Genomic DNA, 21,610 nt, shown 5'->3' on the forward strand with positions numbered 1-21,610 from the left:
GCGATAAAAAAGAAAGACTGAGTAATAAACGAATCGTTTAGCTCAGTCTTTTGATTTTTTATCTCTAAGCGTTTGAATCCGCTTTATCTCCCAATACCAAGGTCGCCAGCTTCACCATATCCATTTGAATGGTATTGAACTGTTTTTCAATCTTGGCAAAATCAATTTTTGATAAATCCGTTTGACCATGTAATAAGGGCATATTTAATAGCTGTTGATTAGCAGCCAATAAGCTTTGGCGGATTTGATCGACTTCATTACTTTTTAAATTCAGAGATAATAAGGCATCATGCAGCTTATGTAGTTCTTGATTCAACTCACCCGTGGTGCTTTGTAGCTGTTGCACATTTTTATCTTGGATGGCTTGTTCCAAATTACTTTGCGATTGCTTGAGCAAGGTGACATAGTCATCAGTTTCAATCTGCAATTTGGCAATATCACGGGCGATATTGAACATATTGCCACGGCTTAGGTTCTGCGTATCTTGAGCTGCTTCGGCTTCTACTTGCTCATCCTCCGCCTGGGTCAGGTTCTGTTCAATTTCAGCTGTTGATTCAGCCCCTTCATTGCCCTGAGGCGTTTGATCACAACCAGCTAGTATGAAAGCTGTAGCAAGTGTGGATGCGAAAAGAATGGCTTTGATAGAGAATTTTTCCATCATGGCTAAACGACACCAGATTACAAGAAGAGGGTCACTATAATGAGAAACTGTGGAGAAAAAACAGATTTTTGCAAATTAGCAACAGTTTGAAGGGCATAGGGGAGTTGAACGCGGATTCTACATTTTGCATAGAAAAGAGCAGATCAACTGCTCTTTTCTACTTGTTTCTCAAATTTATTTTGCTAATTCAGCTTCAATTGCACTGACAATACGTTCATCATCGGCAGTGATATCTGGTGCAAAGCGAGCAACAATTTCACCCTGCTTATTTACCAAGAATTTTTCAAAATTCCATAACACTTCAGGTGGGTTATTTGGGGTTAAACCATAATCGACCAAGTCTTTCCACCATGGGCCTTCGCCTTGACGTTCCGGAATCGCTTGGGTCAGGGTTTGATACAAGGCATGTTTGTCATCACCTGCAACCGAGATTTTGGCGAAAAGCGGGAAATGCACATCATAATTCAATGAACAAAACTGCTGAATTTCATCATTGGTTCCCGGTTCTTGTTCTAAGAAATTATTCGCGGGGAAGCCCAGAATTTCTAGGCCTTGCTCTTTTTTGGCCTGATACAATTTTTCTAAACCTTCGTACTGTGGGGTAAGGCCACACTTTGATGCCACGTTAACGATCAGCAGAACTTTGCCTTGATATTGATCGAGATCAACGTCTTGGCCTTTGATGTCCTTAACGGGAATGTGATAAACCGACTGGCTCATGGGATACGTCCTAATTTGTTGTTGTGACAAAACCTATTTGTTTTAACTGCTATTGCTACTGAGTGCAATGCTCTTAAGATGATTCCATACAAATAATGTGTAAAACCAAGCCTTTGTTTTAAAGTACTGCATTTTTGAGTTGAATCGGAGTCTGTCCCGTATAGCGTTTAAAAAACTCAATGAAACTGGAACTGTGTTGATAACCCAAAGCAAAAGTGAGCTGTTTGATGGTCATGCCTTGGCGGATCTGATTGATCGCATAAATAATTTTGGCACGATTACGCCACTCTGACAGGGACAGTTGCAGTTCTTGCTGGCTGAGACGTAACAGGTGTCGCTCACTGACTGTAAAGCGTTGTAACACTTGTTGCAGACTGTTATGAAACAGATTGGGGTCGGCAAGCTGTTCCAGAATCGGTGCTAAAACTGGATGACTGCTTTGCGGGAGATAATGTGAATAGGCCGGCGCTTGCTTGAGCTGATCGAACAGCACTTGTAGCAGATGTTCTAGATATTCAGGCGCGGCAGCCTGTTTTTGCTGTTCAAGGATTTGCACGACCAATGCCCGAAAAAAAGGTTCAATACTGAAACAACGACAGCTATCCCCTAAAAAATCACCAAACTTGGGGTGCAGACGAATACAGATATAGTGAATTTCGTGCTCAACCGGCAATGATTGGTGTTCGGTGCGTGGTGGTAACCACAACCCATAACTGGGTGGTGATAGGTAGTATTTTCCTTCAATATCAAACTCTAAAGTTCCATTCAAACTGAAATTGAAATCGCCCCAAAGTGAAGAATGCGGTGTGACAATATCATCTTTTTGATATAGAAATTCATGTACTTCTATACCGTGTAAAAAGGGGAATTGTTCAGCAACAGCATGCTTCATTTGAGGATCTCATGTTAATTCTCGAAAGTTACTTTCGGGTTATTCAAGCCTTTGGCCAAAGTGAAGATACTAATCAATGCTAAGGCAACAAAACTGATTACACCATAAATTAAGATATTTTCATTGAAATGATCAACCACATAACCGCCCAGTAGTGAACCTGTGGCAATCATGACTTGGAACATACCCACAAACAGAGGCATGCCTTTTTCAACTGCGTGAGGTGCATGCACAAACATCCAAATATTGGCAGAAGTCGGGAAGGCACCAAAAGCGAAGCCCCATAAAGCAGTCAATACAATTGCCCCAAATTGGTGAGTCGCGAAAATTGGAAAGCCGAAGAACACGATTGTAAAGCAGACCCCAACAAAGGCGAGGGTATAGCGTACATTTAAATTGCCGCTATAGCCTGCAAATGCATTGCCAAAAATACCTGCAATACCGTAGAGCAATAATAATGAACTGATCGTAGTACCATCAAAGCCAGCAATATTCTTAAAGAACGGTGCCAAATAACTATAGGCACAGAAGTGTGCAAGACCGATGAGCAGAACAATCAGCATCCCACTGCGTGCTTTGGGGGTACGGAGTAAGGCGGGTAGGTCACGTAAATGAATGGCTGACTCAGGTTTGAGTGCTGGTAGGAAAATCAACTGTAGCACTAACACCACTAAGCCGATTGCTGCGGTAATTCCAAAGGCACTACGCCAGCCATAGAATTCACTGAGCCAAGTCCCGATTGGGACACCTAAAACGGTAGCAAAGGTTACTCCAGCCATCACAATGGCAGTGGCTTTGGCAATAGGGAGGTGCGCTGGTGCAAGTTTGCCACTGAGCGCAATGGCGGTGGCCCAGAAGCCACCAATTGAAATACCAAGGACCAAACGACTGAGCAGCAATACATTAAAGCTCTCTGCAAAGGCAGTAATGGTGTTGGCAATCACCATAATCGCGGTTAATAGAATCAACACATAACGACGATCCAGCTGTTTCACGGAAATCGGCAGTAAGGGTGCAGCAATCGCAGCCATCACCCCAGGTAAGGTAATGATTAATCCTGCTGTACCCACTGAAATGTTTAAGTCGGTTGCGACACTATTGAGAACACCCACAGGTAAGAATTCGCTGGTGACCAGTGCAAAGGCAGCAACAGCGACAGCTAAAATTGCATACCAGCTTCCTTGTGTGGTTTCAGTGGGTCGTGCGTCTGAAGAGGTGGATTGTTCCATGAGAATTTCCTTATTTGTCAGTTGGATGACAAAAGGGTGGAGAATAAGTTGGTTTTTATAACGATCACTATAAAATAAAATAGTGGATAAATAGAGTATCGTCAAATATTTTCATAGTGATCATTATGAAAATATCTGTAAGGCTTATGAGAAATTTGAATGGTTAGGACAATTGCGACGGAAGTGGAACGCAATCAATAGGGTCGCTTTAACATATCGTTGCAAAAGCGACCATTGATTATGGATTAAACACAGGATTTCAGCTCAAGCTAGAACACTCATATTGCTGACCTCAGCTTGTATCATTGTTTTTGATAATGAATTTGGGGGTTGTTCAGGCCGCGTGCCAGCGTAAAGATCAATACCAGAGAACAGAGCACTAACGGCAACATGGCAAAAAATAAGACCGTGCCATTAAAATAATCCACGATAATACCGCCAAACATACTGCCTAGCGCAATCAGGATTAAGAAGGTTAATGTCACCATTGGCATGCCTTTTTCAACCGCTTCAGGGGCATGGGTAAACATCCAGATGTTGACTGCGGTTGGGATGATGCCATAAGCGAAGCCCCATAAAGCCGTCAAGATGATGGCAGAACCGATATGTGCTCCAGATAGTGGTAAGCAGAGAAAGGCAAAGAAGAAGGTGATAGCACTGACTGCAAAGGTATAACGGATATTCTTCTGACCCAGATAGCCTGCAAAAATATTGCCAAAAATCCCAGCAATCCCATAGATCAGCAGTAAACGGCTAATCAAGCCGTCAGAGAAGTCTAGCTGATGCTTAAAAAAGGCAGAAAAATAACTGTAGGCCGCAAAGTGTGCAAAACCCATAAAAATAAAGATGATTAGTCCTTTACGTGCAGCAGAATGTTGCAACAAGATTGGTAGCTCTTTCCAACGTAGAGAAGAAGCAGGTTTCAATTGAGGCAGATAGAGATACTGGAAGATAAACAGGAGTACCCCCATCAATGAAATCGCCGTGAAAGAAGTTTGCCAGCCATTATACTGAGCCAACCATGTACCCATCGGCACACCCAATACACTGGCCAAGGTCACTCCGAACGCGACCCAAGCAGTGGCCTTGGCAATGGGTAAATGAGGTGGGGCAAGACGACCGCTTAAAGCAACTGCAGTGGCCCAGAATCCACCAACCGCAACGCCTAAAATGATACGTCCGACTAAGAGCAGGATAAAGTTAGGCGCAAAGGCTGTAAGCAGATTGGCGACAATCATCAGCAGGGTAAGCATCAGTAATAAAGTACGCCGATCCAGTGTCTTCGCCGAAATAGGAATCAGCACTGCCGCAAACATGCCGACGATTGCGGTCAATGAAACGGTTAGACCTGCTGTTCCCACAGAGACTTGAAAATCCCGTGCGATGTCATTGAGTACTCCAATCGCAAGAAACTCACCTGTGACCAAGGCAAAAGCGCTGAAGGTAACAGAGAGCAATGCCAGCCAGTTCCCTTGGGAAGGGTTTGACGCCAGTGCGTTGATGTCTGTTGCTGATGGGTTTTCCATAAAAATTCCCTTTATTGTTAGTGAGATAACAATAAAATTGAAAAATATTAATTTTTTATAACGATCGATATAAAATAAAATAGTTGATTAATGTTGCTGCGTCAATTAATTTGATAGTGATCGTTATGAAAATATCTGTGACTGTTATGACAAATGCACCTGATCCTCTGCCAATACCGTGTGATGACAGCTTGAAAAAGAAGCGTGGTCGTCCGAAGTGTTTTGACGAGCAGCAGGCTTTGGAAAAAGCCATGTTGTTATTTTGGGAGCATGGTTATGAAGCCACGTCGATCAGTGATTTAACGCAAGCGCTAGAGCTGACCGCGCCAAGCTTATATAGTAGCTTTGGTGATAAAGCTGGGCTGTTTTATAAATGCATCGATTATTATTTGGCCCATGAAGCTTGTCCGATTGTGCCTATTTTTTTAGAAGCCAAAACCGCCAAAGTTGCCTTTGAGCTTTATTTATATGACAACGTCAAACGTTTAGCGCAACCCAATAAACCAGCAGGGTGTATGTTGGTGGTTGCCACCATGAACTGCTCGGACAATGCACAGGCGGTGCAACACAACATTCTGGAAAAGCGTTTGCAGACCAAGCAAAAACTGTTTGAGCGTTTAGAGCAGGGCGTTGCCAACGGGGATTTGCCAGCAACAGCACCTTTACAGGAAATGACAGACTTCTATGCAACGGTTGTGCAAGGTTTGACTATTCAGGCACGAGATGGGGCAACGGTTGAACAATTGCATAAAGTGGTTGAACATGCGATGCGTGCTTGGGAGTTATTCTAAGCAGTGATGTCGTGACTGCGATATAAATGTCTGAAATACGATATTTCAATTATTTTAGACATCTTCCACAATACTCCCATTGCTGAGATATGGTGAGGAAATGATGGGTCAGTTGAGTAAATACCAGAAATGGGCTTTTGTCTTGCCCTTGATTGCGGTTTTGATTTGGTCGCTGAATATTGCCGTGACCCGCTATGTGGCGGACTATATTTCACCCGTCAGTATCAGTTTTTACCGCTGGTTGGTCGCCTTTGTGATTTTAACGCCGTTTATGTTACCGAAAGTATGGAAACAGCGCAGTTTAATTGTGCCATACCTTCCTAAATTAGCGGTGTTGAGTGCCTTTGGCATGGTGTTATATCAAGGTCTTTCTTATACCGCGGCGCACTATACCACGGCAACCAATATGGGCATTGTGAATGCTTTTGTCCCGATCTTTACCATTTTTATCTCTTATTTCATTTTAAAAGATGCACCGAATCGTTTTGCGATTTTTGGCAGCCTCTTGTCCTTTGCTGGCTTGATCTATGTCATGAGCCAAGGTCATCTTTCGAGTCTATTTGCACAAGGTGGACACTGGGGCGATGCGGTGATGGTACTCGCTGTTGGTTTCTATGCCTTTTATGGCGTCTTTCTGAAAAAGTGGCAGCTACAATTGCCATTGCTGACCAGTCTCTACGTACAAATTGCGTTTGCTTTGTTGTATCACCTGCCATTTTTACTTTGGTTAGGCCTAGATAGTATCAATGCTGAAAATGCAGCCAGTGTTTTCTATGCAGGGATGTTCCCATCGCTGATTGCACCCTTATTATGGATGGTGGCGGTACAGGCGATTGGCCCAAACCGGACCAGTATTTTTATGAATTTAATGCCTGTATTTACCGCAATTATTGCAAGCCTATGGTTGTCGGAACATTGGACGATTTACCACACCATCGGTGGCGTGATGATTCTGATCGGTATCGTTATGGCACAGAAGAAAACAGTGAAAGCACCTGCACAATTGGCAGAACCTGCAGCATAAATGTGAAATAAAGCGGTGCGTTTGCTCAAAATAACAACAAACGCACCAAATTATTTTTTTAATGACTGTGCTTTCTATATGATTTGCAAATATATTTTTAAGATTTATTAAATTTATGATCAAAAAAAAGCTGAATAAAAATATAAATATAATTTTATTGAAAATGCAGAACTGACAAAATTGGTACGCTTTTCACACTTTTTGTTAGATAAATAATATATTTGTATAAATGAGACGATTCCCCCATAATAACCAACACAGCAAGATGATTCATTTGAGAATGAATAAGTTGCTTATCAAATTTGCGAACCCTCTGGATGTGATTATACACATCCTTTTTATGCTCAGTTATCCCTATATAACTGAGCTTTTTTTTGTCCGCTATTCACCTAATTAGGCGCGAACAACTTCACCTGTCAGTGCATTCAAAATGCGACTTGGTTCTCGACTCAACCCTAAATCACCTTGTAGGTAATTTAAGTTATTACCAAAATAAGCCTGAGCATCTTCCAATCGTTGCGCGGGTGCAAGACCAGCAGGGTTGGCGCTGGTCGAGACAATAAAGCCGCCAAATTGCTGGCATAGCTGCATGCACAACGGATGTGTCGTGACCCGGACTGCGACCAAAGGATGTTGGCCTTTGATCCATGCTGGAATACTTTGATCAGCAGGAAGTAGCCAGGTTGTGGCACGTTCTGTCTCAAGGCGATTCGACCAACTGGCGATCACTTGCTGACGCAGATTAGTGTTCAAGTCTTGTAGTAAATGTTCGACTTGGTCTAAATGCCCAGCCAATAAGATCACACCTTTTTCAACAGGGCGATGTTTCAGTTCCAGAATTTCCTGAAATGCCTGTTCATTGAAGGGGTCACAGCCTAAGCCCCAAACCGCTTCAGTTGGGTAAGCCAGAACCTGCCCTTGTTTTAAAAGATGGGCTGCTTCAGCAATAGAGGAGGTAATCATGGCGTGTATAAAACAAAAGGGAGAATAGGCATTAGTTTAATGCATTGGGCGACAACGTAAATAGCGTCCTGCTTGTTGTAGGCATAAGCCCAGTAATTCCAATTCCATTAATTGAGCGGTTAACTCTGCAATCGTGATTGGATGGTGCTGAGCCAGTTGATCTAAATCTTGTCCAATCCAGTCCAAACTCTGATACAACGCAATCAAATGTGCGGGTAAGCTTGGCGGAGGAGTGGTACTGGCTTCATCAATTGGGTGTTGCTGGGCTTGCCACTGCGTCGGTAGTGCTAAATCCTCGATAACCTGTTCGGGATGATCGACCAGAATCGCGCCTTCTCGAATCAGTTGATGACAACCTTGATGATGTTCACTGTAAATATGCCCAGGAATCGCGAATACCATTTTACCTTGATTGGCTGCTTCATTGGCAGTGATGAGAGAACCACTTTTCAGTGCAGCTTCAACCACCAATACTCCTAGACTTAGGCCGCTGACAATTCGATTACGTCTTGGGAAGTGCTGTTGTAAGGGCATCGTGGTCGGCAGAAACTCAGTCACGATGGCTCCAGATTGGGTAATTTGTTGTGCCAGTTGTTTGTGCTGAGCAGGGTAGACGCTATCGAGACCTGTACCTGTCACTGCAATGGTGCGTTGATGTGCCAATCCACCCTGATGTGCAGCTTGGTCAATCCCATGTGCCAAACCACTGCTGATATAAAAGCCTTTTTCACTGAGATAATAGGCAAAATCATAAGCGACTTGGCGCCCATGTGGACTTGGTTTACGGCTGCCGACCATGGCAATCTGTGGCTGTAATAAGGCCTGTGCCTGACCTTGTCCAAATAAAATAGGAGGACGATCTGCATATGGCAAGAGCTGAGTGGGATAACCTAGATCTTCAGGCGTTAAAATAAAATCACTAGATTTACAAACCAGATCAAGCAATTGTTGGAATTGTTGTTGACCCTGAGGGCTTTGAAATTCGGCTAAACGTTTTAAGTGATTGGCGTGTAAGCCCAGTTGTGACCATTCTGAGAAACGATGCGGTTGTGTTGCTTGTTCACAGTCACCAAAGTGCTGCTGAATTTTGCTAAAACTCGACAGCGAATGCTGAACCAAGTACCACACCAACACGGTGTGATAGTGATGAGGTGATAATTGATTCAACATAGGCGTTTACTTAATCATCTAAACGAGGTGGCTTAATATCCGAGCCAAGCTTGATCGGTAACTCGCTTTCAAGGATATAGGCATAGCTGATACGATCAAAACTCTTAAAGATCATAGCACTGCCCAAATATTGTCCAGGTAACTTCACTTTCTCTTTGGTTTTAGGATCTCTGACCACTTCACCATCTTGATAGACACTGAACACCTGACCAATTTCCACACCATCTGTGGTACCACGATCAACAGTCACCACGCCATTTTTGGCTGCGGTACCAATTGAACCCATCACACGAATGATTTTGCCGCCGTCTTTTACCTGATTGGCATCAATTGGGTAAAATAGGGTCGGAAGCATGGCATCCTGTTCAGCCATCACCCGATCGCCACGACGAACTTCACCATTGTAGCTTTCGGTTAATTCTATCGTGGTGATGTCGTTTTCATTGCGAATGGCAACACCTGAAGCCATTTGAGTCAGCTCAACCCCAAGGCTTTGTTTTTTACCATTTTGATCTAAGATAACGTACGGTTCACCTTCACGGAATACGCCATAACGTTGACCATTTTCAAGGCCTTGACCACGCACATAAACACTCTGACCTTTACCAGCAAGTACACGGTTGTCTGCTGTACCTAAAATATAAGGGGTGTTGGAAATTGCATCTGCTGGCAATACTGAAGTACGTTCTAACCATTGCTGAATGTGTGCCAAAGGAATCACAGGAACGCTATTATTCAAAGCCTCAACACGGACTTGTGGACGTAGATTTGAAGTGTTGCCTGTGTAGCGACGAATAATCCCGTCACAACCATCCCCCTCATCTTTACCGATTAAGGGCTTACCGTTCAAGCTACATAACAATAAGCGATCGCCTGGGTAAATCCAATGTGGATTTTTGACGTGTTTGTTGCTTGCCCAAATTTCTGGCCAGCGCCAAGGCTTGCTTAAAAATTTCCCTGAGATGTCCCAAAGCGTATCGCCTTTTTTCACCACATAGACATGTGGCGCACCGACTTTAACCGAAGGTGGACTCACATTTGGGCTTGCTGCACGGGCCATGTTCATGCCCATCCCCAATCCCGCACAAATTGCAGCGGCAATCAGTTGTTTTTTTAACCCCAAGGCATGAAATGAGTGTATGCCGTTTAAAACCTTTTTCATTATCATAATTCCTAAAAATTATGTGTGTAGTTGCGTTATAATAACGACTTTACACACAATTTTTTTGATCAAGTATTCCCTTTAGTTGGTTTTTTTGATCAATGGCATAAGTGAGGACGACTGTATGGCCTTATTACCTATTCTAAGTTTTCCTGATCCCCGCCTTCGTACCATCGCCAAACCAGTCGAAGAAGTCACTGATGATATTCGTCAGCTTGCAGCAGATATGTTTGAAACCATGTACGAGGCACCGGGTATAGGTTTAGCGGCAACTCAGGTTGATCATCATATTCAGCTTATTGTTATGGACATCTCTGAAGAGAAAAACCAACCGATGGTGTTCATTAACCCCAAAGTCATTCCACTGACTGAAGATACCCAGCCTTATGAAGAAGGCTGTCTCTCTGTGCCTCAAATATACGATAAAGTTGAGCGCCCGTCACGTGTAAAAATCGAGGCAATTAACCTTGAAGGTCAAGCATTTGAGTTAGAAGCTGACGAACTTCTCGCTGTTTGTATCCAACATGAAATGGATCACTTAAATGGCAAACTTTTTGTTGATTATTTATCGCCATTAAAGCGTCAACGTGCACGTGAAAAAGTGGAAAAAGTGGTTCGCCAACGCGATAAAGAGAAAGTTGCAGTCAAACGCTAAACTGCAACGATGATGATAGAGTAGATGTTGTCCTTGTTTCGTTGTGGCTTGTTGCTGGCTTTAACCGCGGTCTGTTTGCAGATTGCGGTTTTCTTGCAGCCACTACTTCCGAAGCAATATCAAATCGCGCCTGTCTGTGAAACCATCACTCAGGCGTTGCTATTACCTAAGTTACAAGCTTCGCATAGCCATTCAGCCCATGCATCTCAGCAGCATGCGCATCAACTTGAACACACGCAAGTGTCTATGCCACAACATGATCATCACGACCCTAACCACCAATGTCAGTACTGTACGGTCTATGCCAATCTGGTGTTGCCGCCTGAATTGGGGGTAAAAGAGGTTCTGGTACGTGTCCAAATCCGTTTAGTTGCCTATCAACACGCTTTTAAGCATGTTTATTTTGCGCTACAACGGTTGTTTCTATTGCCCCAAGGACGGGCTCCGCCACTCTTTGCATAAATTAAAACTTTATTTTTGTTAGGGTTTTTTTTGAACTCTGGCTCTGTTTTATCTATGTTTTAAGAGAGACCGATGATGGCTCAACCTAAATTTTTATTACAACCGCTAACGGTTGCGATCTTGGCTGCTTCAAATACCGCAATGGCGTGGGCGGAACCCGTTCAGCATGAGCAGGCACATGTTTCACTTGCACCGATTGTGGTCACGGCACAACAACCAAATGAAAGTAATGGTTTGGTGGTGAAAGCAGACCCGAAGAAACCGATACAACCTATCCCTGCGACAGATGGGGCGGATTATCTACAAAGTATTATGGGTTTTAACTCTATACAAAGTGGTGGCACCAATGGAGATGTGACCTTTCGTGGCATGTTTGGCTCACGTATCAAGATTCTGACCGACGGTACGGAGAACCTTGGCGCATGTCCTTCGCGTATGGATGCACCGACCTCTTATATTTCTCCTGAAAGCTATGATCGAATTTCAGTGATTAAAGGGCCACAAACGGTTCAATATGCCAATACTGGCTCAGCAGCAACAGTGATTTTTGAACGTGAACCTGAAAAGCTCACCCAAGAAAAACCCTATCGTGGACAGGCGAGTGTATTGTGGGGTTCATTTGGGCGCTTGGACCAGAATGTTGAAACGGCGATTGGTGATGAGAAAAAATATATCCGTTTAAATGCCAATCGTTCTGAATCGAATAGTTATCAAGATGGCGATGGCAACACTATACCGTCTTCATGGGAACGCTGGAATGCCGATGTTGCATTGGGTTGGACCCCAGATGAAAACACGTGGCTGGAATTGACCGGTGGTAAAGCAGATGGTGAGGCTGAATATGCTGGGCGTGGAATGGATGGTGCACAATTTGCCCGTGAAAGTTTAGGTTTACGGTTTGAAAAGAAAAATGTCACTGATGTAATCAAGAAAATTGAAGCTCAGGTGAACTATAGCTATAACGACCATATTATGGATAACTATAGTTTGCGTACACCGCCATTGGTTGAAATGAGCCATGATGGCATGACCATGTTGATGCCAAACCCGATGGCCATGCAAGTGACACGCCGTACTTTGAACTCACGTTTGGCGATGACGTCTGAATGGGATCAGTGGAGCTTAATCACTGGGGTCGATTCTCAGTTCAATAAACATGGTGGCAGTATGTCATCGCCGACCATGCCATCGATGAATGTGCCATTCCGTCAAGATATGCGTTTCCAGTCTTATGGGGCATTCGGTGAGTTGACTTATCAATTGAACCCACAGAATAAAATCGTGACAGGTGCTCGGGTAGACCAGGTCAAAGTTGAGGATGAGCGAGCGGACACTAAAGCTAAAGGTTTTAACACCCAGCTTGAAAAAACCTTACCAAGTGCTTTTGTTCGTTTGGAAAATCAAAATGCTGAACATGGTCTAAATAGTTATGTCGGTGTGGGCTATGTTGAACGTATGCCTGATTATTGGGAGTTGTTTAGCCCAGAGCATGGCAATGCAGGTTCGACGAATACCTTTAATGGTGTGCGGCCAGAGAAAACCTTACAGTTAGATCTTGGTTTTACTCAGCAGCAGGGCGCGTTTAATTCTTGGGTGTCGGCTTATGCTGGCTTGATTGACGATTATATTCTGATGAATTATCACGATCATAGCCATTTACATGCGGGTGAGCATGGCGGACATGGCGGTGGTGGAATTACCGCAGGTGCCAAGAATGTGGATGCCACCATTGCGGGTGCTGAGGCTGGAATCGGCTATCAGTTTACCGATCGCATTCAAGCAGATGTGAGTGCCATGTATGCGTGGGGTAAAAATACCACGGACAATACGCCATTACCACAAATTGCACCTTTAGAAGGACGCGTGAATCTACGGTATGTTGCCGATAAATATACATTGGGTATGTTATGGCGTGTGGTGGATCAGCAAAATCGTGTCAGCTTGCATCAAGGGAATATCGTGGGCTATGACTTGAAACCAAGTGCTGGTTTCTCAACGGTTTCATTGAATGGTAGTTATAGTCTCAATAAAGATATCGATCTTTCAGTGGGGGTGGATAACGTCTTGGATAAGACCTATACCGAACACCTCAATAAAGCAGGCAGTTCTGGTTTTGGTTTTGCCAGTGAAGAGCAATTCAATAATACGGGTCGAAATTACTGGATGCGTATGAGCATGAAGTTCTAAGCTGAGTTAGAATCAGTCAGCCCAATCAAACACGTTGGGCTGACTGAATCGAGGTGAAGAAAAAGATGCATCATATTGTGGATGACAAAATAACAATTATTCAAGAATTACAACAACAGGGCTATGCTCGTATTCTAGTTGAAGTGTGGACTGATGAAGTTCGAGACAGTATTGATCAGATGTTGCGACAAGCAGGATTCGCGCACTACCATGTACATAAAATTAAGAATGAGCAGAATAGTTACGTACTTGTTCTAAGCAATTTAACTCATGACCTCCCTTATTCTTTGGAAAAGGACTACCCAGCCAGATCTTCATTTTTACGGATTTTACCGTTAATTTTGGCTGCAAGTTTGATTGCATTTACCGTACTGTTAAGCAGTTATTCCAAAGATCTAATGTCCTTTGTTGTGGTTATTGTGATTCCGGCAATACTCGGCTCATTGTTCGAATATTTTATGATTCGAAAGCAGCCCAATCCCATTTTTCTCTCCAAGCTGTTCAAGATTCAGCCGCTTGTTTTTGTAATCGTGATTATGTTCTGTGTGATCGTGTTAAGAGAAGGCATTATCTGTTTGATCATGCTCTTACCGATTTTACTGATCGGTTTACTGCTGGGTGCAGGTTTGATGCGATTGATCTGTCATTATCTATGGAAGCCCAGCGCCAAAATCTATTCTTTTGCACTCCTGCCGCTGATTTTATGGTTGTTATTACCTGATTTTAGCCGTGCTGAATATGGACAAACCCAACGTTCGGTCGTGATTCACGCCCCAGCACAGCAAGTATTTCAGGCCATTAACCAGATTGGCAAGATTCAACCAGAGGAGGTCAAAGACAGCTTTATTTTTAGCATGGGCTTTCCCAAGCCTATTTTTGGTATGACAGAGCAGCATGAGGGTGAGCTGATACGCACTATTCAGTGGGAACGTGGTATCAAGTTTGAAGAAAAGGTGACCGCATCGCATGCGCCATATTTATTGTCCTGGACATACCAGTTTGCTCCAGATTCTTTTCCAAAGGGGTCATTGGATGATCATCTGGAAATGGGCGGCAAGTATTTTGATTTGCTGAAAACAGATTATCAATTAGAACAAATCGATGCGCATACCACCAAGTTGATTCTAAGCATTGATTATCGTTTATCCACTGAATATAACTGGTATAGCCGTTTATGGGTCAATTATGTTTTAAATGAGTTTAGTGATGTGGTGATGCAGATTCATAAACAGCGTTTAGAAAAAGATCTGCCTTGAGCGAAAGTCAAAGAGAAGCCACAATCTTGGTTGTGGCTTCGGCTGATTAAGCCAAGCAATCTTGTTTTGGCATTAAGCTATCGCAATACAATGGGTTTAAAGCACATTGTAAATCATCAATCTGCTCTTGAGTCACATAGCCTTTGGCTTTGAGGTATTCAGCAACACGGTCATCACGCAAACTTAAAAAGGCGGCATCATATACGCCTAAATCAACAAATAAAGCCGCGGTTTCCAAGCTGTTAAAATGGTCTAAGAACACATCATTTTCATACATCAAGAAAATATGCGTCAAAGCGGCATTGGCATCAACTTTGAGGCGCTGTGCTAATTGCTCAGGACGCGTTTTGATAAACAATAAATCAGAAAGCTCATCAAACTGGGTTTTGTCCAACTGGTGTTCACCGCCTTTGACATGGCCTAACCAAGCTTTAAACACCAGTACCGCACCACCACGCAATAACATACTCCAGATTTGATGGCGGCTTTCATGGTCGAGATGAGCGGATTCATTTTCCAGAACCTCTAAAAACTTTTCTTCCTGTTGTGCCAGTTTTTCAAATAAACCCAGGCCTTGTGGATGATAAGCAGCGGGTGCAAACACATCAAAATTGAGTTCATCAAATACATTGAGCGCCAGTGGAACAGCGGCTTGATAAAGAGTATCCAGGGCACGTAACTGGGTATCTTCCAGTTTGCTATGTACAAAAATCGTTTGCCAATCCAATTCAGGTAGTAGGGCATTGGCACTGTATTGGCGATAAAGCTGTTGTGAGCTATGATCCGTTGTCGGGTTGTTGTGATTCATGATCAATGTCCTTTTTGACAATTTTGTGATGAGAAACCCAACAAGCATGGCGCTAGGCTTCGATTCAATTGATCAATTTATGCGGGATCAAGAAAGCAAGTAGAATACGACTAAAGTCGTAGATGTGATTTTCACCCTGAAAATTTATATTAAAAACAATTGCTTAATTAATTGTAAGTAAGTGTACAAACGTTCACTAATGTAAGTGAACGTTTTTGCCATAGCCAATAACGATTTGAGCACTTTGGTCAATTTGTCATCAACAAAAGGGCTTGTTTTTGATCATTTTGGCCTATGTTGCAAAATATTTAGTCATTTATTGCATTGGCATGATTTTGAGTCCCGATAACCAAGCTCTTAAACCCGCAGGTTTAAGCGGTTTTTTCAACAACACAATATTCTGCTGTTTTAAGTACTGTGGTAACTCTGGATCAGAATCTGCAGTAATCAGGGCGACTGGAATATGAGGCAGTCGATGTTGTTCAATGAAATCTAGACCGCGTTGATCATGATTTAAGTGCTGATCGATCAGCCAGACCTGAATGTCTTCTTGCTCAATCAGACGCAAGGCTTGCTCAGGTTCAGTCGCGGTGAAAATCTGATAGCCCCATTTACTCAATAAAGTGCGCATCCCTTGCAGAATGGTCTCATCATTGTCTAAGCACAATACTTTATAAGCCGTATGTTGCAGTGCTGTCACATGTGGGAGGGTCATTTGAATTTTGGGCGCTTCAGCAAGAGGAACTTCAATCATGAAGCAAGAGCCTTTGCCCAGTTCCGAATAGACATGCACAGGGAAATCCAACAGGCTGGTCATACGTTGTACGATGGCCAGTCCGAGGCCAAGGCCTTGTTCACCCCAAGGCGAAGTATGGCCACAGCGCTCAAACTCTTGGAATAATTTGAGGCGTTGCTGTTCATGAATGCCGGGACCTGTATCCCAAACCCCAATCTGGATATGGTTTGGACGTTGCGCAGAACGTAATACCCCAACCACCACACGACCTTGAGCGGTATAACGCAATGCATTGCTGACAAAGTTTTGGATAATACGTCGCATCCATTGTGGATCGGTATCGACCCAAAATTTGGTGTCGTGAACAGACAACTGAATATTGCGTTGCGCTGCAATGGATTTGAACTGTAACTCCAGATCATTTAAGAGGTCGTGTAATGCATAAGCTTGGCGCTTGGGCTGAATGGTACCCCCTTCCAAACGGGCAATATCTAGGAGTGCTGAGAGCATACTTTCTGCGCCGTAAAGTGCTCGATCCAGTTGTTGCAAGGTTTGTTGATCTTCTGCTGAATGCACACTTTGCTCTAGCGCGGTACTAAATAAGCGAGCTGCATGCATCGGCTGTAATAGGTCATGACTAGCGGCTGCCAAGAATCGACTTTTCGATTGATTGGCTTTATCGGCTTGTTCCAGTGCCAGTTGTTGTTCGGTCAAGGCATTGGCAAGCTGCTGAGTTCGATCACTGACACGTTCTTCCAATACGGCTTCATTTTCACGGAAGGCGGTAATATCGGCGAAAGTGGTCACGAAACCACCACCCTCAATGGGATTACCACGCATCTGAATGACCAGACCATCTTTACGAATCCGCTCGAATTCATGGGCGCTACCGACTTTCATCCAGTGCAGTCGTTTACGCACATGCTCCTCAACAGGACCAGGACCGCATTCACCACGTTCCGCGTTATAGCGAATCAAATCAGAAATTGGACAGCCAACGTAGACTAAGTCTTTAGGATAATCAAATAACTTCAGGTATTGATTGTTCCATGCCACCAGACACATGTTTTTATCTACCACACTCACACCTTGGGTCATATGGTCGATCATGGTCATGAGCAAGTTTTGGTTGAAACGTTGCCATTGTGAGGCTTGGTCAAGAATATTGGCGACTTGACCTAAAGCTAGACCATTGTTAATCATGGCGGTGGTTAATAAGGTACGGGCAGACGCTGCACCAATAATCCCAGCCAGATATTGTTCAGTGAAACGCCACCACATGCCATTGGCGACATGATTTTCATTTAAAACCACATGGTTTTGTTCACAAAACTGTTGGAAGGCTTGAAGGGTTGGCTTATCACCGGTGACCCGTTTAGCCAAGGCCAATAAGTCCCCAACCTTGAGACGTGCTGCATTCAGGTGTAGATCTGTTAGATCGGTATTGGATTGAGCCGATGGCAGGGGTTTACTTTCATAATAGAAAAAGCTTTCCGCCTGAATTTGTTCAGCCACACTTGGACGATACAGGCGCGACACCCAAATATACAGCACCACGTTGAGCCCCAGTGACCACAATACGCCGTGAGTGAGAGGTGCAAAGGATTCAAATCCAAGTAACGCTTCAGGACGTAGGCCATTAATATCGAAAGGCCCAAACAATAATAGATGTTGTGCAAACTCTTGATAATGATCTGGTAGGCTGCGCAATACTGTTGGGAACAGTAGCGTGTAGCTCCACATAGCAAAGCCCATAAGTAAGCCAACATAGACCCCTTGACGACTTGCACCACGCCAATACAGCCCCCCAATTAGGGCAGGGGAGAATTGGGCCACCGCACTAAAGGCCAATAAACCAAAAACCGAAAGCTGATTGATGTCATTAAAAAAGTGGAAAAATAAAAAACCCAGCAACATCACACTGACGATACTAATGCGGCGGGTCAATTTGAGCACGCGAGGTAGGTGCTGATCATGACGAGAAATGATTTTAAAGCGCCATAATGCGGGCATGATCAGGTCATTACTGAGCATGATCGAAAGTGCCACTGAAGCAACTAACAGCATCCCCGTCGAAGCCGAAAAACCGCCTAAAAAGGCCAATAAAGCCAGCCATTCTTGTTGATAGCTTAAAGGCAGGGCCAAGACCGCAATATCAGGAGTACCGAGGGATTCAGGTAAGGAATGCAAGGCCCAACTGGCAATCGGTATGATTGCAATCACAGTTAGGATCAGATAAGCCGCGAACCAGCGGCGTGCGCCACGAATATGCTTTTCATCCCGTAATTCGACCACCGCCACATGAAATTGACGCGGCAAGCAAATCATGGCTAAGCCTGCCAATAGGGTCTGCACCCAAAAGGTTTCAGGAACCCCCAATTGTTGCAGGTCATGGAAATGCTGATGGACGTCGCTACTGACCTGTTTGATATTCTCAGGCGATTGTAATAAGAAAAAAGCAGCCACACAGAGCAGTGCGAACAGTTTCACAAAGGATTCAAAGGCAACCGCCAGCATTAAACCGCCATGTTGTTCGGTATGGGCAATATGGCGGGTACCAAAAATCATGGCCAAAATCGCCAATACCGCAGTCAACACCAGCACGCTATTGGTGGTGGTATGAATATGTGCGTTTTGCTCAAGAATGACTGAGGCACTCAACGCAATGGCGCGCAGTTGCAACGCCAGATAAGGCACAATCGCAATGACCGCAAGAATCGTGACCAGTGCAGCCAAGCTCCCGCTCTTGCCATAACGCGCCGCGACAAAATCGGCAATTGAGGAAATGGCATGATGTTGGCGAATGCGTCCTAAGCGCTTCCAGATGTCATAGCCAAACCAGATAAACAGCAAAGGGCCTAAATAAATGGGCAGGAAAATGACGCCTTGACGCACTGCAGCACCCGTTGCGCCGTAAAAGGTCCACGAAGAGCAATAAACCCCTAAAGTCAGACTAAACAGCAGCATACGTCCACGAGTACTTAAACGGCTGGCGTGTTTTTCACCAAAAAAAGCACAGCCGAATAACAGCACGATATACAGGGCAAGGACGCTAAGAATAAGCCAACTGTTCATATTGCTCACGTGATCGAATTCCATTTTTTATCATACCCGAAGCGCAGGTAGGGCAAGGAGTAGAGATTTGCATTTAGAGACCAAAGTCTAAGTTACGAGTCAAGCATAATCTTGTTACTTTGGATAATGAAAAATCCCATGCAAAAAAGGGGTCCACGGTTGGACACAAAAATAAGGAGTTGATTATGGATGATTCACAGGTAGATCGAATTCTACATAATCCAAAGTTTCAAGAGATGGTCAGCAAAAAGCGCACATTAAGTTGGACATTAACAGCAATCATGTTGTTTATCTACGTCGGGTTCATGCTTTTGGTTGGCTATAACAAAGAATTTTTAGCAAGTTCATTTAGCGGTGGTGTAACAACATGGGGAATTCCCCTAGGTTTAGGCATTATCGTGTTGTCATTTTTATTATGTGGTGTGTATTCCTATATTGCCAATACCAAACTTGATCAACTGAATGAAGCAGCCCTCAAGGAAGTTGAGGCCATTGCACATGAAAAAGGGATGCACTGAGATGAAAGGGACATCATTCAAAGCGATACTGTTTACGCTGCTCAGTTTTTGTTGTTCAAGTGTGGCATTTGCTGGCCCTGATCTAGGTGCAGCGGAACAGCAAGCAACCAACTGGCACGCGATCATTATGTTTATGATCTTCGTGGGCTTTACCTTGTTCATTACCAAATGGGCAGCGAAACAAACCCAGTCAGCACAAGATTTCTATACCGCAGGTGGCGGAATCAGCGGTTTCCAAAATGGTTTGGCGATTGCCGGTGACTATATGTCAGCAGCATCGTTTCTCGGTATTTCGGCCTTAGTTTTTAGCTCGGGTTTTGATGGTTTACTTTACTCACTTGGTTTCATGGTGGGTTGGCCAATTGTACTTTTCCTTGTTGCAGAGCGCTTACGTAACTTAGGAAAATATAACCTGTCAGACGTGGTCTCATTCCGTTTGGAAGAAAAACCAGTACGTACCTTGGCAGCATTCAGTTCATTGGTTGTGGTGGCATTCTACTTGATTGCACAGATGGTGGGTGCGGGTCAGTTGATCAAATTGCTGTTCGGTTTGAACTACAACATTGCGGTGGTCATCGTTGGTTTATTGATGATGGCTTATGTCATCTTCGGTGGCATGTTAGCGACCACTTGGGTACAAATCATTAAAGCAGTGATGTTACTCAGTGGTGCAACTTTCATGGCCTTTATGGTAATGAAAGCAGTAGGCTTTAGTTTTAGCAATATGTTTAACCAAGCCATTGGTGTGTATAGCCAAGCACATAGCATAAGCTGGGACGAAGCAGCCAAAATCATGGGACCAGGCAAACTCGCGGCGAATCCAATCGATGCATTATCACTTGGTCTTGCCTTGATGTTTGGTACAGCAGGTTTACCGCATATCTTAATGCGTTTCTTTACCGTAAAAGATGCCAAAGAAGCACGTAAATCAGTTGTGGTGGCGACAGGTTTTATCGGTTACTTCTACTTATTAACATTTATTATTGGATTTGGTGCGATTCTATTTGTTGCCAACAACCCGCAGTTCTTGGATGCGGCGAAAGCAATGGCAACAGGTAAATTAGAATTAGTCGGTGGTAACAACATGGCTGCGGTTCACTTAAGTGATGCTGTTGGCGGTGATTTGTTCATGGGCTTTATCTCGGCAGTGGCGTTTGCAACAATCCTTGCTGTAGTAGCTGGTTTAACCCTCTCTGGCGCATCTGCAATCTCACATGATTTATATGCCAATGTGTTTAGAAAGGGTAAAACCACACCTGAGTCTGAATTGAAGATGTCAAAAATTGCAACCTTAGGTTTGGCAATCTTTGCCATGATCTTGGGGATCTTATTCGAGAAGCAAAACGTTGCCTTCATGGTGGGTTTGGCATTCTCAGTCGCGTGTTGTGCAAACTTCCCAGTATTGGTGTTATCAATGTTCTGGAAAGGTTTAACTACACGTGGTGCAGTGATTGGCGGTGTGGTTGGTTTAGTCGGTGCAGTGAGTTTGATTATTCTGTCTAAAGCGGTTTGGGTGGATACTTTGGCGATTTCTGAAACTGCGCCAAACCCATTCAATGGTCCAGCACTGTTCGCAATGCCGTTATCATTCCTTTGCTGTTGGTTCTTCTCTGTAACTGATAAATCAGCACGTGCACAAAAAGAGCGTAAAGCATTTGATGCACAGTTCGTACGTTCAATGACCGGGATCGGTGCATCTGGCGCGTCAGATCACTAAAGACCTCGAGCTAAAAGACAGCCCTTATCTTTTGATAGGGGCTTTCTTTATTTGAAAT

18 protein-coding genes are annotated in these 21,610 nt (G+C 43.9%); 8 read left to right on the forward strand and 10 right to left on the reverse strand.

All coding sequences use genetic code 11. The features are described 5' to 3' along the window. Positions 1 to 64 precede the first annotated feature (64 nt). From NG55_RS19380 to NG55_RS19400, 5 genes are all read right to left on the reverse strand, one after another. On the reverse strand, positions 65 to 661 hold the full coding sequence (locus NG55_RS19380; protein ID WP_065344153.1) for a hypothetical protein: 597 nt from the start codon (positions 659 to 661) through the stop codon (positions 65 to 67). 174 nt (positions 662 to 835) lie between these two features. Beyond that, positions 836 to 1,381, reverse strand: coding sequence for a glutathione peroxidase (locus tag NG55_RS19385; RefSeq protein ID WP_065344154.1), 546 nt, complete (start codon positions 1,379 to 1,381; stop codon positions 836 to 838). A 118-nt stretch (positions 1,382 to 1,499) separates the two neighbouring features. Next, positions 1,500 to 2,273, reverse strand: coding sequence for an AraC family transcriptional regulator (locus NG55_RS19390; protein WP_065344155.1), 774 nt, complete (start codon positions 2,271 to 2,273; stop codon positions 1,500 to 1,502). Positions 2,274 to 2,287: 14 nt separating this feature from the next. After that, positions 2,288 to 3,502 (reverse strand): MFS transporter, encoded by a 1,215-nt coding sequence (locus NG55_RS19395; RefSeq protein ID WP_065344156.1) that lies wholly within the window; start codon positions 3,500 to 3,502, stop codon positions 2,288 to 2,290. Between the two features lie 302 nt (positions 3,503 to 3,804). Continuing rightward, positions 3,805 to 5,028 (reverse strand): MFS transporter, encoded by a 1,224-nt coding sequence (locus NG55_RS19400; RefSeq protein WP_065344157.1) that lies wholly within the window; start codon positions 5,026 to 5,028, stop codon positions 3,805 to 3,807. A 137-nt stretch (positions 5,029 to 5,165) separates the two neighbouring features. Here NG55_RS19400 and NG55_RS19405 point away from each other — a divergent pair, with 137 nt between their 5' ends. Together NG55_RS19405 and NG55_RS19410 are read left to right on the forward strand one after the other, a co-directional pair. Next, positions 5,166 to 5,819 carry a TetR/AcrR family transcriptional regulator gene (locus tag NG55_RS19405; protein ID WP_392390260.1) on the forward strand — a complete coding sequence of 218 codons (654 nt, stop codon included), beginning with the start codon at positions 5,166 to 5,168 and terminating at the stop codon, positions 5,817 to 5,819. 103 nt (positions 5,820 to 5,922) lie between these two features. Then, the gene (locus tag NG55_RS19410) at positions 5,923 to 6,843 is read left to right on the forward strand and encodes a DMT family transporter (RefSeq protein WP_065344158.1); all 921 of its coding nucleotides are present in this window, start codon (positions 5,923 to 5,925) and stop codon (positions 6,841 to 6,843) included. Between the two features lie 393 nt (positions 6,844 to 7,236). On the opposite strand, the gene NG55_RS19415 is transcribed toward NG55_RS19410, so the two are convergent. The 3 genes from NG55_RS19415 to NG55_RS19425 are packed head-to-tail and all read right to left on the reverse strand — an operon-like array spanning position 7,237 to position 10,138. Then, positions 7,237 to 7,806, reverse strand: a complete 570-nt coding sequence (locus NG55_RS19415) for an L-threonylcarbamoyladenylate synthase type 1 TsaC (protein WP_065344159.1) — start codon at positions 7,804 to 7,806, stop codon at positions 7,237 to 7,239. Positions 7,807 to 7,842: 36 nt separating this feature from the next. Further along, entirely contained in the window at positions 7,843 to 8,976 is a 1,134-nt protein-coding gene (gene dprA, locus NG55_RS19420; protein ID WP_065344160.1) for a DNA-processing protein DprA, read from the reverse strand. 10 nt (positions 8,977 to 8,986) lie between these two features. Further along, complete coding sequence (locus NG55_RS19425; protein WP_065344161.1) at positions 8,987 to 10,138, reverse strand: LysM peptidoglycan-binding domain-containing protein; 1,152 nt, start codon at positions 10,136 to 10,138, stop codon at positions 8,987 to 8,989. 124 nt (positions 10,139 to 10,262) lie between these two features. Here NG55_RS19425 and def point away from each other — a divergent pair, with 124 nt between their 5' ends. From def to NG55_RS19445, 4 genes are all read left to right on the forward strand, one after another. Then, entirely contained in the window at positions 10,263 to 10,793 is a 531-nt protein-coding gene (gene def, locus NG55_RS19430; RefSeq protein ID WP_016542602.1) for a peptide deformylase, read from the forward strand. Between the two features lie 24 nt (positions 10,794 to 10,817). Beyond that, positions 10,818 to 11,255, forward strand: a complete 438-nt coding sequence (locus NG55_RS19435; protein WP_016542603.1) for a DUF2946 family protein — start codon at positions 10,818 to 10,820, stop codon at positions 11,253 to 11,255. Positions 11,256 to 11,330: 75 nt separating this feature from the next. Next, positions 11,331 to 13,442, forward strand: a complete 2,112-nt coding sequence (locus tag NG55_RS19440) for a TonB-dependent copper receptor (protein ID WP_065344173.1) — start codon at positions 11,331 to 11,333, stop codon at positions 13,440 to 13,442. Between the two features lie 65 nt (positions 13,443 to 13,507). Further along, positions 13,508 to 14,698, forward strand: a complete 1,191-nt coding sequence (locus tag NG55_RS19445; protein ID WP_065344162.1) for a hypothetical protein — start codon at positions 13,508 to 13,510, stop codon at positions 14,696 to 14,698. Between the two features lie 46 nt (positions 14,699 to 14,744). Here the strand turns inward: NG55_RS19445 and NG55_RS19450 are convergent, their stop codons facing one another. Together NG55_RS19450 and NG55_RS19455 are read right to left on the reverse strand one after the other, a co-directional pair. Next, positions 14,745 to 15,506 carry a hypothetical protein gene (locus NG55_RS19450; protein ID WP_023270988.1) on the reverse strand — a complete coding sequence of 254 codons (762 nt, stop codon included), beginning with the start codon at positions 15,504 to 15,506 and terminating at the stop codon, positions 14,745 to 14,747. A gap of 316 nt (positions 15,507 to 15,822) precedes the next feature. Further along, positions 15,823 to 19,317: a PAS domain-containing hybrid sensor histidine kinase/response regulator gene (locus NG55_RS19455; protein ID WP_171258011.1), complete on the reverse strand. Its 3,495-nt coding sequence runs from the start codon at positions 19,315 to 19,317 to the stop codon at positions 15,823 to 15,825. 185 nt (positions 19,318 to 19,502) lie between these two features. Between NG55_RS19455 and NG55_RS19460 the strand changes: the two genes are divergently transcribed. Next, positions 19,503 to 19,835 (forward strand): DUF485 domain-containing protein, encoded by a 333-nt coding sequence (locus NG55_RS19460; RefSeq protein WP_016542608.1) that lies wholly within the window; start codon positions 19,503 to 19,505, stop codon positions 19,833 to 19,835. Position 19,836: 1 nt separating this feature from the next. Next, entirely contained in the window at positions 19,837 to 21,552 is a 1,716-nt protein-coding gene (locus NG55_RS19465; protein ID WP_016542609.1) for a cation acetate symporter, read from the forward strand. Positions 21,553 to 21,610 lie beyond the last annotated feature (58 nt).

Origin of the sequence: Acinetobacter gyllenbergii (assembly GCF_001682515.1) — a bacterium.
GTDB classification, from domain to species: domain Bacteria; phylum Pseudomonadota; class Gammaproteobacteria; order Pseudomonadales; family Moraxellaceae; genus Acinetobacter; species Acinetobacter gyllenbergii.